The organism is Ralstonia sp. 1138, from assembly GCF_040544795.1.
In the GTDB taxonomy this organism is placed as follows: Bacteria; Pseudomonadota; Gammaproteobacteria; order Burkholderiales; family Burkholderiaceae; genus Ralstonia; species Ralstonia flatus.
The window spans coordinates 30,684-43,969 of the sequence record NZ_JBEPKQ010000008.1; the positions used below are offsets into that span (position 1 = coordinate 30,684).

At 64.9% G+C, this 13,286-nt stretch carries 14 protein-coding genes; 5 read left to right on the plus strand and 9 right to left on the minus strand.

Features of this window, described 5'->3' with window-relative positions; all coding sequences use genetic code 11:
* Positions 1 to 2: 2 nt before the first annotated feature.
* From ABIC76_RS24565 to kdgT, 4 genes are read right to left on the minus strand one after another with little or no spacing between them, the layout of a single operon-like run.
* Positions 3 to 851: an ureidoglycolate lyase gene (locus tag ABIC76_RS24565; RefSeq protein ID WP_354535504.1), complete on the minus strand. Its 849-nt coding sequence runs from the start codon at positions 849 to 851 to the stop codon at positions 3 to 5.
* A 38-nt stretch (positions 852 to 889) separates the two neighbouring features.
* Positions 890 to 1,648, minus strand: a complete 759-nt coding sequence (locus tag ABIC76_RS24570; protein ID WP_102065202.1) for an SDR family oxidoreductase — start codon at positions 1,646 to 1,648, stop codon at positions 890 to 892.
* Positions 1,645 to 2,103 carry a nuclear transport factor 2 family protein gene (locus tag ABIC76_RS24575; RefSeq protein WP_102065201.1) on the minus strand — a complete coding sequence of 153 codons (459 nt, stop codon included), beginning with the start codon at positions 2,101 to 2,103 and terminating at the stop codon, positions 1,645 to 1,647. The genes ABIC76_RS24570 and ABIC76_RS24575 overlap by 4 nt, the downstream gene beginning before the upstream one ends.
* 46 nt (positions 2,104 to 2,149) lie before the next feature.
* Positions 2,150 to 3,166, minus strand: coding sequence for a 2-keto-3-deoxygluconate transporter (gene kdgT, locus ABIC76_RS24580; RefSeq protein WP_027680125.1), 1,017 nt, complete (start codon positions 3,164 to 3,166; stop codon positions 2,150 to 2,152).
* A 278-nt stretch (positions 3,167 to 3,444) separates the two neighbouring features.
* Between kdgT and kduI the strand changes: the two genes are divergently transcribed.
* The 4 genes from kduI (at position 3,445) to ABIC76_RS24600 (ending at position 7,168) form a co-directional block, all read left to right on the plus strand.
* Positions 3,445 to 4,281 (plus strand): 5-dehydro-4-deoxy-D-glucuronate isomerase, encoded by an 837-nt coding sequence (gene kduI, locus ABIC76_RS24585; protein ID WP_354535505.1) that lies wholly within the window; start codon positions 3,445 to 3,447, stop codon positions 4,279 to 4,281.
* Between the two features lie 4 nt (positions 4,282 to 4,285).
* The gene (kduD, locus tag ABIC76_RS24590; RefSeq protein ID WP_354535506.1) at positions 4,286 to 5,071 is read left to right on the plus strand and encodes a 2-dehydro-3-deoxy-D-gluconate 5-dehydrogenase KduD; all 786 of its coding nucleotides are present in this window, start codon (positions 4,286 to 4,288) and stop codon (positions 5,069 to 5,071) included.
* An 83-nt stretch (positions 5,072 to 5,154) separates the two neighbouring features.
* Entirely contained in the window at positions 5,155 to 6,006 is an 852-nt protein-coding gene (gene kdgR / locus ABIC76_RS24595; protein WP_147216518.1) for a DNA-binding transcriptional regulator KdgR, read from the plus strand.
* A 109-nt stretch (positions 6,007 to 6,115) separates the two neighbouring features.
* Positions 6,116 to 7,168, plus strand: a complete 1,053-nt coding sequence (locus ABIC76_RS24600; RefSeq protein WP_354535507.1) for an aldo/keto reductase — start codon at positions 6,116 to 6,118, stop codon at positions 7,166 to 7,168.
* Here the strand turns inward: ABIC76_RS24600 and prfH are convergent.
* The 5 genes from prfH to ABIC76_RS24625 all read right to left on the minus strand — a co-directional run bounded on the left by prfH (position 7,165) and on the right by ABIC76_RS24625 (position 12,043).
* Positions 7,165 to 7,782 carry a peptide chain release factor H gene (gene prfH / locus ABIC76_RS24605; protein ID WP_354535508.1) on the minus strand — a complete coding sequence of 206 codons (618 nt, stop codon included), beginning with the start codon at positions 7,780 to 7,782 and terminating at the stop codon, positions 7,165 to 7,167. The two genes, ABIC76_RS24600 and prfH, sit on opposite strands and share 4 nt — an antisense overlap.
* Positions 7,782 to 8,909: an RNA ligase RtcB family protein gene (locus ABIC76_RS24610; RefSeq protein WP_354535509.1), complete on the minus strand. Its 1,128-nt coding sequence runs from the start codon at positions 8,907 to 8,909 to the stop codon at positions 7,782 to 7,784. Before ABIC76_RS24610 ends, prfH begins: the two co-directional genes overlap by 1 nt.
* Before the next feature lie 260 nt (positions 8,910 to 9,169).
* Positions 9,170 to 9,376, minus strand: a complete 207-nt coding sequence (locus ABIC76_RS24615; protein WP_102065196.1) for a DUF2783 domain-containing protein — start codon at positions 9,374 to 9,376, stop codon at positions 9,170 to 9,172.
* Between the two features lie 25 nt (positions 9,377 to 9,401).
* Positions 9,402 to 11,081, minus strand: a complete 1,680-nt coding sequence (locus tag ABIC76_RS24620; RefSeq protein ID WP_354535510.1) for an FAD-dependent oxidoreductase — start codon at positions 11,079 to 11,081, stop codon at positions 9,402 to 9,404.
* A gap of 2 nt (positions 11,082 to 11,083) precedes the next feature.
* On the minus strand, positions 11,084 to 12,043 hold the full coding sequence (locus ABIC76_RS24625) for an MBL fold metallo-hydrolase (protein ID WP_027680133.1): 960 nt from the start codon (positions 12,041 to 12,043) through the stop codon (positions 11,084 to 11,086).
* A 294-nt stretch (positions 12,044 to 12,337) separates the two neighbouring features.
* Here ABIC76_RS24625 and ABIC76_RS24630 point away from each other — a divergent pair, with 294 nt between their 5' ends.
* A complete protein-coding gene (locus ABIC76_RS24630) occupies positions 12,338 to 13,222 on the plus strand; it encodes an IclR family transcriptional regulator (protein ID WP_354535511.1) in 885 nt (294 codons plus the stop codon).
* Positions 13,223 to 13,286 lie beyond the last annotated feature (64 nt).

Consider the following 13,286-nt stretch of genomic DNA (forward strand, 5'->3'; position numbering starts at 1 on the left):
CGTCAGCCGGCCGAGACCGTGCGCTGCAATTGCTCGCCCAAGCCGGCGATGCCCAGGCGCATGGTCTGCCCAGGCTTGAGGTAGACCGGGTTCGGCTTGATGCCCAGCCCCACGCCCGGCGGCGTGCCTGTGGAGATGACATCGCCGGGCTGCAGACTCATGCAGCGGCTCAGATACGCCACGAGTTGCGCGACACCAAACACCATCGTCCGCGTATTGCCGTTCTGATAGCGGTGGCCGTCCACCTCCAGCCAGAGGTCCAGTGCCTGCGGGTCGGGCACCTCGTCGCGCGTGACCAGCCACGGCCCGAGCGGACCGAACGTGTCGAAGCCCTTGCCCTTGTCCCACTGGCCGCCGCGCTCGATCTGCCATTCGCGCTCGGAAACGTCGTTGACGATGCAATAGCCGGCCACGTAGTCGAGCGCGTTGGCTTCGTCGATGTACTTGGCGGGCTTGCCGATGACCACGCCCAGTTCGATTTCCCAGTCGGTCTTGACGGAGCCGCGCGGGATTTCGATGTCGTCATTCGGGCCGCAGATGGCGCTGGTCCATTTGTTGAAGACGACCGGCTCGGACGGTACCGGCAGGCCGGATTCCGCGGCGTGGTCGGCGTAGTTCAACCCGATGCAGATGAATTTGCCGACACGCCCGACGCACGGGCCAATGCGGGGTTGGCCGCTGACGGCCGGCAGCGTGGCAGGGTCCACCTCGCGCAGCCGGGCGAGCGATGCATCCGACAGCACGTTGCCCGCAATGTCGTCGACGATGCCCGACAGATCACGGAGCGTGCCGGTGGCATCGAGCAGGCCGGGTTTTTCTTGGCCCTGGGGGCCGAAGCGCAGCAGTTTCATGAAAAGCTCAGATCGGTTGGGGGAAAGGCATCAAGGTATCAATTTGACCAGCCGCCGTCGATCAGGTGGACTTGCCCCGTCGTAAAGGCGGCCTCGTCGGAAGCCAGATACGCGGCCAGCGCGGCAATCTCTTCCGGCTGCCCGAGGCGCCCCATCGGCTGGCGTGCGACAAACGCCGCTTCGACTTCCGCGCGCGGTTTGCCTTGCGTGCGGGCTTGTTCATCGATGCGCTGGGCGAGGGATGGCGATACCACCGTGCCGGGGCAGATCGCATTGCAGCGGATACCGCGCGCCACAAAGTCTGCCGCCACGGATTTGGTCAGCCCGATCACCGCCGCCTTCGATGCGCCATACACAAAGCGGTTCGGCACGCCCTTGATGCTCGACGCGGCGGACGACATGTTGATGACACTGCCGCCGCCGCGTTCCAGCATGCCGGGCAGGAACGCGCGCAGGGTGCGGTACATCGACTTGACGTTGAGGTCGAACGAGAAATCCCATGCATCCTCATCGCACTCCAGCACCGAGCCGGCGTGCACGAAGCCCGCGCAGTTGAAGAGGATGTCGATGCCTCCAAGCTCGGCAGCGAGCGCATTGACCTGCCCGGTATCTCGCACGTCGAGTCGGCGGACCTCGAACGGCACATCGTTCAATGCATCGATGCGCAGGTCGGTGGCGATCACGCGGGCGCCTTCGCGGGCGAAGCGCTCGGCGCAGGCACGGCCGATGCCTTGCGCAGCGGCTGTGACGAGCGCGGTCTTGCCTGCCAAGCGCCCGGGGAAAGCGGCGCCGCTCATTCTTTGGGCAGCAGGTAGGCCTGACGCGCAAACAGGCGCCAGCCGTCCGGATGCTTCTTCCACACCTGCAGCACGCCGATATGCGCGGTGCTCGTCTTGCCGTCGGGCAGGTTGTTGACGGAGTCGAACACGTGGCGCACCCAGGCGTTGTCGCCGTTGACCTGCACGGTCTGGTTGGTCAGCGCAATCGACTTGAATGAATTCGTGCCGTCCAGCGTCTTGAGGAAGGCCGCGCGGTCTTCCAGCTTGCCCGACGAGTGGCCGTAGGTCAGATCGTTCTCGATCAGCTTGGTAAGGGTGGCGCCGTCGCTGGCCACCATGGCGACGCGCAGGCGCTCCACGGCTTGCGCAACCGTGTCGGCATCGGTGGCGGCATGGGCGAGGGCGCTGCCGGCAGCGAACGCAGCGGTCATCGCAACGCCCGCAATGCGGCGGACAAACGTGTGCAACAGCATGGGCAATCTCCTCTCTGATGGTGTGTGCGCTGCATCGCAGGCGGGGTCAGAAATGGGCTTCGCGATGCGCAGCCTGTGGCGGCAGGCTTGCGGTTTCCGGCTCGGGCAACGGGGCCGCTCGGCCCACACGGCGCACCCACATCGCGGTCAGGATCGGCACGAGAATCGCCGTGACGAGGCACGCCGTGGCCACCAGCGCCGTGGCAGCCGGCACCATGGGTTTGAAGCGGGGAATCATCTCGCCGATGATGGCCGGGTTGGCGACCGCCGCTCCGGCCGTGGACGATGCCGCCAGCCCTGCCGCGCCATTGCCGCCGGCGATGAACTTGTCCGCCAGAATCAGCGGCACGCCTGTGATGACGATCACCGTCAGGCCGAGCAGCAGGCCCGAGAGCCCGCTGTTGGCAATCACGTGCAGGTCGATGCCGTTGCCCAGCGCAAAGCCGAAGAACGGAATGAGCGGATGCACGCAGCGGCCGAACAGCTCGCGCAATTCACTGTCGAGATTGCCCAGCGTAAAGCCGATCAGGAACGGCAGCACCGCCCCCACGAACAACCGAGGCTCGAACACCGCAACGCCCGTCGCCCCCAAGATCAGCATGCTGACCAGCGGGCCCGATTCGACCGACATCAACACGAATGCGCCGGCTTCTTCCTTGGTGCCGTACTGCTGCATGACGGCGGCGTAGAGGCCGCCGTTGGTCATGTCCATCGACGTGGTGATCGCCAGCACCGACAGCCCGGCAAGGATGCCGGTCTTGATGCCTTCGTCCGGGATGAACTGCGCAGCCACCAGCGTCGCCAGCCACGCCACGGCAATCTTGGTAACGAGCAGCGTGCCCGATTTGCGCAGCACCACGCCGGTGGCATGCAGGTCGATGGTCGCGCCCATGCAGAAGAACCACACCGCCAGGATCGGCACCGTGCCGGTGATCAGGCCGTTGGTGAACGAGCCGAAGTACTTCCCGGCATCGGGCGCGAACGTATGCACGCATGCGCCCAGCAGCAGCGGCACGAGCATCAGCCCGCCCGGAATGCGGTCAATCGCCTTCTTGATCTTCACGTCTCCTCCATGAGCCTCTATGGGCTCGGTTGGTCAGGGTCCAACATCGTGGAGTGACTATAGCGGATGATGTGGAACGATGTTCCATATTTTTGACTTCGCGGATTTATCGTTTACCCTCGGGCGCAAATGTGTGCGGTGCAGCGGTACCCGGCTTGGTGCCGATTTCATCTCAAAAATATGGATCGACGTTCCGTATTTTTGTTTTTTGTGCTTCAATCCAACCGAGAACGGCCGGCGGCGCAGGACATGCCGGTGCATCCCAACGGAGAAACGGCATGGAAGTGCGGCAAGGAATCCACAGCGAACACGCAAAAACCCTCGACACGGCGGGGCTGCGCCGGCAGTTTCTGGTGGAACAGGTGTTTGAGCGCGATGCGCTTCAGTTCACGTACAGCCATATCGACCGGATCATCGTTGGCGGCGCGTGGCCGGCGACGCGGCCGGTGGAGGTGCCGGCATCGCTGGCCAAGTCGATGGGCGTGAGCCATCTGCTGGAGCGCCGCGAGCTGGGCGCGATCAACATTGGCGGCGCGGGCTGGGTGGAAGTCGATGGCACGCGGCACGCCGTTGGCAATGAAGAGGCGATCTACATCGGCCAGGGCAGTCAGAACGTCGTCTTCGGCAGCGACGATGCAGCGCGGCCCGCCAAGTTCTACATCAACTGCGCGCCGGCCCATACGGCGTATCCCACGCGCACGATCACGCTGGCGCAGGCGTCGCCCGAAACGCTCGGAGATCCGGCCACCAGCAACCGGCGCACGATCTACAAGTTCATCGTGCCCGACGTGCTGCCCACCTGCCAGCTCTCGATGGGCATGACCAAGCTTGAGCCCGGCAGCCTGTGGAACACCATGCCGTGCCACACGCACGAGCGCCGCATGGAGGTCTATTTCTATTTCAACCTGCCGGACAACGCCGCCGTGTTCCACATGCTCGGCGAGCCGCAGGAGACGCGCCACATCCTCGTCCACAACGAGCAGGCCGTGATCTCGCCCAGCTGGTCGATCCACTCCGGCGTGGGCACGCAGGCGTACACCTTCATCTGGGGCATGGTCGGCGAGAACCAGGTGTTCCACGACATGGACCACATCGCCATCGCCGACTTGCGCTGACACCATGCGGCTCGAGAATCCCTATCTCCAGGGCGCAAGCCTGTTCGACCTGACCGGCAAGGTGGCCATCGTCACCGGCAGCAACACGGGGTTGGGCGCGGGCATGGCGACGGCGCTCGCGGCGGCCGGTTGCGACATCGTCGGGGCCAACCGCTCCGACCCGGCGGAGACGGTCGCGCGCGTGGAAGCGGCCGGCCGCCGGTTCGTCGACGTGCGCGCCGATCTGTCTTCGCTCGAGCCGATCGGCAGCATTGTCGAAGCCGCGATGGACACCTTCGGCCGCGTCGACATCCTCGTCAACAACGCCGGCATCATCCGCCGCTGCGACGCACTGGAATTTTCCGAAGCCGATTGGGATGCGGTGATCGACGTCAACCTCAAGGGCGTGTTCTTTCTGTCGCAAGCAGTAGCGCGGCAGTTCGTGCAGCAAGGCGGGCGCGGCAAGATCATCAACGTGGCGTCGATGCTGTCGTTCCAGGGTGGCATTCGCGTGCCGTCGTATACGGCATCGAAGAGCGGTGTGCTGGGGCTTACCCGGCTGCTGGCAAACGAGTGGGCGGGGCGCGGCATCAACGTCAACGCCATCGCGCCCGGCTACATGGAAACCGACAACACAGCGCAACTGCGGGAAGACCGGCAGCGCAGCGAAGAGATCCTGGCGCGTATTCCGGCCGGGCGCTGGGGCGTGCCGGACGACCTCGCGGGCGCCGTGGTGTTTCTGGCTTCGGCCGCATCGGACTACGTGCACGGCCACACGCTGGCGGTGGATGGCGGCTGGCTGGCGCGATAGCCAAATCGGCAGGTGGATTGATGGAACGCGGTATGAGACCGGTTATGCTCTCTCCAGATTTTGAAATCACGGAACCACGAGAGATGAAAGCCACGCCCCGGCAACGCAAGCCGGAAGATCCGTCCGCCAACGAACCCCTTGATACCGGTGCGGATAAAGCCGAATCGGTCTCGGCGGTCGACAAGGTGTTCACCATCCTGGCCGCGATGGGCGAGCTTGGCGCCGTTGGCCCGAGCGAACTGTCGCAGCGGTTGGGCATGTCCAAGACGACCGTGCACCGTTTCCTGCAGTCGCTCAAAGGCCTCGGCTATGTGGCGCAGGAAGGCGACACCGATCGGTATCGGCTGACCATCCGCTTGTTCGAGCTTGGCGCCAAGGCCCTGGAAAACGTCGACCTCGTCCGCGAGGCCGACACCGAAATGCGCCGCATCGGTCAGCTCACGCGCGAGGCCGTCCACCTCGGCGCGTTTGACGAAGACGCGATCATCTACATCCACAAGATCGATGCCGATTACGGCTTGCGCATGCAGTCGCGCATCGGCCGGCGTAATCCGCTGCACAGCACGGCCATCGGCAAGGTGCTGCTGGCGTACATGCCGCCGGAAGAGGCACGCGAAGTGCTGTCGAAGGTCGAGTTCAAGAAGTCCACGCAGAAGACGCTTGCCTCCGCCGAGGCCGTGCTGAGCATCCTGCCGCGCGTGCGTCAGCAAGGTTTTGGCGAAGACAACGAAGAGCAGGAAGACGGGTTGCTGTGCATTGCCGTGCCGGTATTCGACCGCTTTGGCCGCGTGATTGCAGGGCTGTCGATCTCGTTCCCGACCATGCGTTGCGGCGCCGATACCAAGGCGCATTACGTTGCGCTGCTGCAGCAGGCAGGGGCGGCGATCTCGTCGCGCCTTGGGCATCACCCCGCATCTGCATCCGCATCTGACTGAGCGCTCTGCAGGATCAGCCAGTCCGTCCTATCCTCTGCGTTGTCTCTCGCATCTGAGATCTGAGCCTGTGCGCTCAGCATTCCATTCCCACCGTATTGGAGTCGATCACATGCGTTACAACCCGCTGGGCCGGACCGGCCTGTTCGTATCGGAGCTGTGCCTGGGCACGATGACCTTCGGCGGCAACGACGGCATCTGGCAGCACATTGGCGATTTGCAGCAAGCCGATGCCGAGCGCCTGATCGGGCGCGCGCTCGACGCCGGCATCAACTTCATCGACACGGCCGATGTGTACGCCAACGGCGCTGCTGAACAGATGACGGGGCAGGCGCTCAAGAACCTGAAGGTGTCGCGCGACAGCGTGGTCGTCGCCACCAAGGTGTTCGGCCAGACCGGTGAGAGCGTGAACGCGCGCGGCGCTTCGCGTTTCCACATCATGGATGGCATCAAGGCCAGCCTGAAGCGGCTGCAGCTCGACCATATCGACCTCTATCAGATCCATGGTTTCGACCCGGCCACGCCCATTGAGGAAACGGTGCGTGCGCTCGATACGCTCGTCCAACACGGTCATGTGCGCTATGTGGGCGTATCGAATTGGGCGGCGTGGCAGATCGTCAAGGCGCTGGGGATTGCGGAACGCCTCGGCTGTGCGCGCTTCGAAAGCCTGCAGGCGTATTACACCGTGGCCGGCCGCGACCTCGAGCGCGAACTCGTGCCGATGCTCCACAGCGAAGGCCTCGGCCTGATGGTGTGGAGCCCGCTGGCCGGCGGGCTGCTCAGCGGCAAATACACGCGCGAGCAGCACGGCGAGCAAGACAGCCGCCGCAACAAGTTCGACTTCCCGCCGGTGGACCAGGCGCGCGCCTACACCTGCGTCGATGCCATGCGCGTCATGGCCACTGCGCGCAGCGTGTCGGTCGCGCAGATTGCGCTCGCCTGGTTGCTGCATCAACGCGCGGTCACCACCGTGATCGTCGGTGCGAAGAAGATCGAGCAGCTCGACGACAACATTGCCGCCACCAAGGTGCAGCTGACCGCGGAAGAGCTGTCGCAGCTCGATGAACTGAGCAAGCTGCCGCCCGAATACCCGGGTTGGATGCTGGAGCGGCAAGGCGAGTACCGGCGCGGCCAGCTTGCCGGAATCCGGCACGCTGCGCGCTAGTCTGCCGGCGCAAAACGTTCGCCTTTGAACACGCGGCGCGGGTTGCCGCGCTCCAACTGGTGATGGAGCGCGCGTCGCTGCGCACGCTGCGCCGCATCGGCAGCCGCATCGTGGTCCGCCAGCTTATGAGCGAGCAGCAGCACGGCCAGCCGCTTGTTGGCGTGCTGGCTGCGCTCCGTCTGCACCTTCACGCTGATGCCTGTGGCGATATGCGTGGCCCGCACGGCCGACTCCGTCTTGTTGACATGCTGGCCGCCCGGGCCCGAAGAACGCGTGGTCTCGAAGCGGATCTCGCCCGGTAGCGCTTCCGACGGCGCGGCACAGCGCGCCACCCCGAAGAACCAATTCTTGCGCGCGTGCCGTAGTCGGTAAGGGCTCGGGCAGGTCCATTGGATCGTGCCTTCCCAGGCTCGCGCCACGGTCTCCTCGGCGGGGCCGTCCAGGCTGATCAAGGCAGAACGCAGGGTGCCGGCGCGTTCACCGGCTTCCTGCTCCACCAGTTCGAGCTGGACGCCTGCGTCTGCGGATTCGCGTTGCAGGCGGCCCAGCGCTTTCGCCACGGCCAGCTCGCATTCGGCCGGTCCCTGCGCAGAAGAGAGTTGCAATAACACCATCAGCAGCACTCCCCGCGCGTCTTGTACGTCAACACCGGGCGCAGGCGCGCGAGCACCTTGACCAGGCCGGCGCCCACCAGCGGCGCGATCACGCTCTCGATCGGCTTGTAGGCCTCGGGTGCTTCTTCGTAAATCAACTGCTTGTCTTCGCAGATGACGTGGCCGCCGAGCTTCGTGCGATTGAGCTGCGCAGGCGTGAAGCGGCGGATGAGCCGGTCCTTGCACTCGCTGCGCATCCACTTGCGGCCCGCGCCGTGGGCGAGCGAGAACAAGCCGTGCTCGCTCGGGCGCGGCGCGACGAGGTAGCTGTAATCGCCACGCGAACCGGGAATGACGACCACGCCGGCATCCGACGGCGTCGCGCCCTTGCGATGCAGCCAGCCGCGTTCGCCGAACACCGTGGCCGGTGCGACAAAGTTGTGATGCACGTCGAGCAGCGCCTTGCCCTGCGCGTGCAGGCGGTCGAGCATGCGACGCGCGATCAGTTCGCGGTTGGCCTTGGCAAAGTGCAGCGCCGTGTCGTGGCGCGTCAGATAAGCGGGGCACGCCGCATCGTCCTGCGCGAGCCCGCCGTGCCCATGCGCGCGCACGTGCTCATCGAGGATGGCCTGGCCGAGCCCGCGCGAGCCGCTATGCACGAGCAACAGAAGCTGGCGCGGGTCCAGCGGCAGTTCCTCTGCATCGTAGATCTCGTCGATGCGCTGCAGCTCCGCAAAGTGGTTGCCGCCGCCGATGGTGCCAAGCGCAGCATCGAAGCCCGTACCTGCCGGCGCCAGCGCGGCGGCAAGCTCGCCCCAGCTTTCGTCGAGCGGCGTGTCGATGTTGCCCAGACGCTTTTCAAGCTTGTCGAGGCTGACTTTGCTGGCATCGAGGTCGGTCGACCACAGCGTCATGCCGCAGCCGATGTCGTTGCCGATCAGCGCCGGATACAGGCGTCCAACGGAGAAAAATGCAGCGCCAACGGGATAGCCGCGACCGGGATGCAGGTCGGGCATGCCGGCCACATGGCGCATGCCGTCGAGCGCTTTGGTGGTTTGAAGTTGTCGGATCGCGTCGCCTTCGATCCAGGTGTCGTCCGAGGCGATCAGGGAGACGCCGTCGAACAAATGCAAGATGCAATTGCCCATGAATGGTCCATATCAGGTTTGAAAAAAATCTGATGTGGCAGGCCGAAGGCCGGGCAATGCGAAGACGCTGTGAGCTACAGCGCGAGAGATTCGATCAACCCAGGCAAGGGCCTGCAAAGGGGAAAGCAAGGTGACGCATGATGTTTTTTCCTCCTGTGCAAAATGGTTGATCGGTAAGCGGGGCGGATACTAGCACCGCGCTTTGCGCACTCGCAAGTACGATCAAACGTAAGTGTTGGATTGTTGAAACGCGACCGCGCTCAAGTGGTGGTGGCTGGCAATGCCAGTCGCGCCGCGGTCAGCGCTTCGCGCAGGACCGCCATGTCGCCGATATGGTTTGCGAGCAGCAGGATGAGCTGCGCATTCAGCATCGCGCTGTGCTCATCGCTCAGGTTGCGGTGCGCGTCGATCAGCGTCTCGTAGAAATCGTCCGGGCGGGGCAGGTTGGGTTGCGTGTTGAGCGGCATGGTGATCGCGGTATTAGGTATTCGCTCAAGCGGAGACGGCTGCGCGCGCGGTTGCCGCAGGCGCGGTCTGGCCGGTGGCGCGGAGCAACGCGGCGGCCAGCTTGGCCGGCGCCAGCGCGCGCCAGCGTGCGCACACGTGCTGATCCGGGCGGATCAGGTAGATCGTGCCGGGGCGCGCGTCATAGCGTTGCGCGACCAGCCCGTCGATGTCTTCCAGCGCCGTCACGTTGGCCGAGACGGTGCCCATGCCACCGGCCGGGAAGATGGCCAGCGTCGGCAGCGGCAGCGCGTCGACGTGTTCTCCCGCGCCGCAGAAGCGCAACGCGGTGAAGCTGCCGTGCAGATGGCTGAGCAGCCAGTCGGCGCGGCCATCGGCATGGCGTACCGGCGCATCAAGTGCGACAGCGCCGGGCACGAGCGTGCAGGCGAAAGGCGCTTCATCCGCTGTTTGCAACGGAGAACCGTCAAGCACCGTCGGCATCGAGAGCCGCCCGCTGTTGACCAGCGTCCGCGCAAACGGATAGTGCTTGGCCAGGCGCAGCGTGGCATCGCGAAAGAGCCGGCTGACCGCGCTCTTGGGCGTGATGAAATCCGTCGAGCGGGTGGAGTGGCGGATGTTGTCGTCGGCGGCGAACTCGCGCTCGCTCGCGTAGGTGTCGAGCAGCGTGTCGGGCGCATCGCCGGCCAGCACCGTGCGCAATTTCCACGCGAGGTTTTCGGCGTCTTGCAAACCGCTGTTGGCGCCACGTGCGCCGAACGGCGACACACGATGCGCCGCATCGCCGATAAACAGCACACGGCCGTGGCGGAAGCGGTCCATGCGTTCGCACGAGAACGTATAGACGCTGACCCATTCCAGTTCGAAGTCGACGCCTTCCCCCAGCAGCGCCCGCACGCGCGGGATGACGCGCTCGGGTTGCTTCTCGGCCACGGGGTCGGCGTCCCAGCCCAGCTGGAAATCGATGCGCCAGACGTTGTCGGGCTGATGGTGGAGCAGCACCGACTGATTCGGGTGGAACGGCGGATCAAACCAGAACCAGCGCTCGCTCGGGAAGGGCGCATCCATGCGCACGTCGGCGATCAGGAAGCGGTCTTTGAACGTCTGGCCGCGGGCTTCGAGGCCCATCATGTGCCGCACCGGGCTGCGCGAGCCGTCGGCGGCGACGACGTATTGGGCGCGCTGCTCGTACGTGCCGTCGGGCGTCTCGATGCTGAGCGTCACGCCATCGGCGTCCTGCGTGAGGGCCGTCACCTTGTTCTTCCAGCGCAGCTCGATGTTCGACAAGGCTTGCGCGCGTTCAACGAGAAAGCCCTCGACGTAGTACTGCTGCAGGTTGATGAACGCCGGCCGGCGGTGGCCGGTTTCGGGCAGCAGGTCAAAGCTGTAGAGCAGTTCGTCCTTCAGATAGACCTTCCCGACGTTCCAGCTCACGCCCTTGTCGACCATGCAGTCGCCGCAGCCGAGCCGATCGAAAATCTCCAATGAGCGCTTGGAGAAGCAGATCGCGCGCGAGCCGGTGGACAGCGTGCAATCGTCGTCAACGATGACCACCGCCACACCCTGCTGCGCCAGATCAATGGCCGTAGCCAACCCCACCGGCCCTGCGCCGACGATGACGACGGGGCGAGCCGCACGTGCCGCGCCGGGCTGCTGCTCGGCGCACGGCGCATACGCGAAGACGCGATTCTGGAAGTCGGGATTCATGTTCAGCCTTGCAGGGCGGCCCACATTTCCTTGTCGCGCTCGGCTGTCCAGATGCGCGGGTGCTTGATGCCGCTGGCCTCGTCGAAGGCGCGCGTCACGTCAAACGGCAGACAGTGCTCGTAAATGAAGACGCTGCCGAATTTCGGGTCCATGGCCGCGCGGGTGTGCGCCATGGCGGCCTTCAGGTCCATCTTCTGCGCGACGGCTTCCTTGCCACGTTGCAGCAGCGTGGACACGAAATCCCGCGTATAGGCGAGACCCTTGTCGACTTCGGCTGGATTGAGCAACGCGGGGCCGCGGCCGGGCACGAGCTTGTCGGCGCCGAGCGCGCGCAACGCATCGAGCGTGGCAGGCCATTCTTCGAGTTGGGCGTCACCGCAGTAGCAGGCAGCGTCGTATTCGACGAGGTCGCCGGAGAACAGCACCTTCTGCGACGGAATCCACACCACCGTGTCGCCCTTCGTATGGCCAGGGCCGAGGTGCAGGATCTTCACTTCCAGCTGGCCAAGGAACAGCGTGAGTTCGCGCTCGAATACCAGCGTCGGCCAGGTCAGCCCGGGCACGGTTTCAACGCCCGCGAACAGGCGCGGAAAGCGCTCGATCTCGGACTTCATGTCCGCTTCACCGCGCTCGACGATCATTTCGTACGTGCCGCGGCTGGCAATGATGTTCTGCGCGCCCTCGGCAAAGTAGGCCGACGCACCGAGCACGCGCACCGCGTGATAGTGCGACAGCACCACATGCTTGATCGGCTTGTCGGTGATGGCGCGGATGCGAGCGATCAGGTCTTGCGCCATCGCAGGCGTGGCGGTGGTGTCGACGATCAGCACCGAGTCGTCGCCGATGATGACGCCGGAGTTGGGGTCGCCCTCGGCGGTGTAGGCGTAAGCGTTGGGGGAGAGCTGGGTGAAGGTGACTTGTTTGGCCTCGAGGTCGGCTTGCGAGGCGAAGGCTTTGGCCATTCTGTCACTCCTGGTGTAGTGAATTACGGTTGGGGGAATTGTTCTGCCGCGTACAGGGGGCGGAAAACCGGCGTTGGGAGGGACGCCAGTGTCAGGCTGTACCGAACGCAGGCAATCATAGACCGCACGGTTTCCGGATGCGCCTAGGGTATACGTTGATTATGATTAGAAGCATTGTTTCTACAATGCATAAAAATCAAAAAATAGCCGTCAGAGCGAGGCTGCGTGCTACGCTCGCAGCACTTTCTCGGCCCGACCCGGGCCAGTCCAGCCCAGCCAATACGCCCCCGAAACATGGAGACCACGGAAGTCGAAGACGACCTGCCACCCGATGGCGATGCAGAGGACGCGCGCGCAAGCCGCGACCGCTCGGGCATCCAATCCATCGAAGTCGGTGCGCAATTGCTGGTGGCGCTCACGCGCGCCATGCGGGCGATGGCGCTCGGCGATCTGGCACGCGCGGCGGGCATGCATCCTTCCAAGGCGCACCGCTATCTCGTGAGCCTGCAGCGGGTGGGCGCGGTGTCGCAGGACCCGCTGACCGGCCGTTACGAACTTGGCCCGTTTGCGCTGCGCCTGGGCCTCGCCAGCCTCAACCGCTCCGATGCCATCGTCCGCACGCGGCCGTTGCTGGCCGGCCTGCGAGACCAGACCGGCCACACCATCGGCATTGCCGTCTGGAGCGATCGTGGCCCGACCGTCGTGCATTGGGAAAAGGCCGGCGGCGCGCCTGGCGTGAACCTGCGCATCGGCGACGTCTTGCCCATGCTCAATTCCGCCACCGGCCGCCTGTTCGGCGCCTATCAGCCGATGGAACAGACGCTGCCCTTGGTGGAACGCGAACTGCACGAGCGTGCCGGCGACGATTTGCCCGGGCTGCCGCGTTCGCTTACCGATTACTACCGCCTGTGCGAAGACGTCCGCACCGAAGGTGCATCGTGGGTGTCGGGCAGCCTGCTGCCGGGCGTGAACGCGCTGTCGCTGCCGGTGTTTGGCGCGCGCGGTCAACTTGTGCTGGTGTTGATCGCGCTGAACCTGCAACCGCTATTTCACGCGCAGCGCGGCGGCGAGCTGGAGCACACGCTGCGCACCTTCGTGATGCGCTTGTCTGCCATGCTGCAGGCGCCTGCGGAAAGTCCTCCGAAGGCGGGCAGCCGACGGAGCAAGGCGGCGCGTTAGGGTTGTCGCCAATTTCATCCTGTCGTAAGAAATTTACTATCTCGTAACTCGTGGCGCCCCCTCG

What these genes read in the sequence shown, in the direction of transcription:
- ABIC76_RS24565 (WP_354535504.1), bottom strand. Translation starts at nt 851, where the DNA reads ATGAAACTGCTGCGCTTCGGCCCCCAGGGCCAAGAAAAACCCGGCCTG.
- ABIC76_RS24570 (WP_102065202.1), bottom strand. Translation starts at nt 1,648, where the DNA reads ATGAGCGGCGCCGCTTTCCCCGGGCGCTTGGCAGGCAAGACCGCGCTC.
- ABIC76_RS24575 (WP_102065201.1), bottom strand. Translation starts at nt 2,103, where the DNA reads ATGCTGTTGCACACGTTTGTCCGCCGCATTGCGGGCGTTGCGATGACC.
- kduI (WP_354535505.1), top strand. Translation starts at nt 3,445, where the DNA reads ATGGAAGTGCGGCAAGGAATCCACAGCGAACACGCAAAAACCCTCGAC.
- kduD (WP_354535506.1), top strand. Translation starts at nt 4,286, where the DNA reads ATGCGGCTCGAGAATCCCTATCTCCAGGGCGCAAGCCTGTTCGACCTG.
- kdgR (WP_147216518.1), top strand. Translation starts at nt 5,155, where the DNA reads ATGAAAGCCACGCCCCGGCAACGCAAGCCGGAAGATCCGTCCGCCAAC.
- ABIC76_RS24600 (WP_354535507.1), top strand. Translation starts at nt 6,116, where the DNA reads ATGCGTTACAACCCGCTGGGCCGGACCGGCCTGTTCGTATCGGAGCTG.
- prfH (WP_354535508.1), bottom strand. Translation starts at nt 7,782, where the DNA reads ATGGTGTTATTGCAACTCTCTTCTGCGCAGGGACCGGCCGAATGCGAG.
- ABIC76_RS24610 (WP_354535509.1), bottom strand. Translation starts at nt 8,909, where the DNA reads ATGGGCAATTGCATCTTGCATTTGTTCGACGGCGTCTCCCTGATCGCC.
- ABIC76_RS24615 (WP_102065196.1), bottom strand. Translation starts at nt 9,376, where the DNA reads ATGCCGCTCAACACGCAACCCAACCTGCCCCGCCCGGACGATTTCTAC.
- ABIC76_RS24620 (WP_354535510.1), bottom strand. Translation starts at nt 11,081, where the DNA reads ATGAATCCCGACTTCCAGAATCGCGTCTTCGCGTATGCGCCGTGCGCC.
- ABIC76_RS24625 (WP_027680133.1), bottom strand. Translation starts at nt 12,043, where the DNA reads ATGGCCAAAGCCTTCGCCTCGCAAGCCGACCTCGAGGCCAAACAAGTC.
- ABIC76_RS24630 (WP_354535511.1), top strand. Translation starts at nt 12,338, where the DNA reads ATGGAGACCACGGAAGTCGAAGACGACCTGCCACCCGATGGCGATGCA.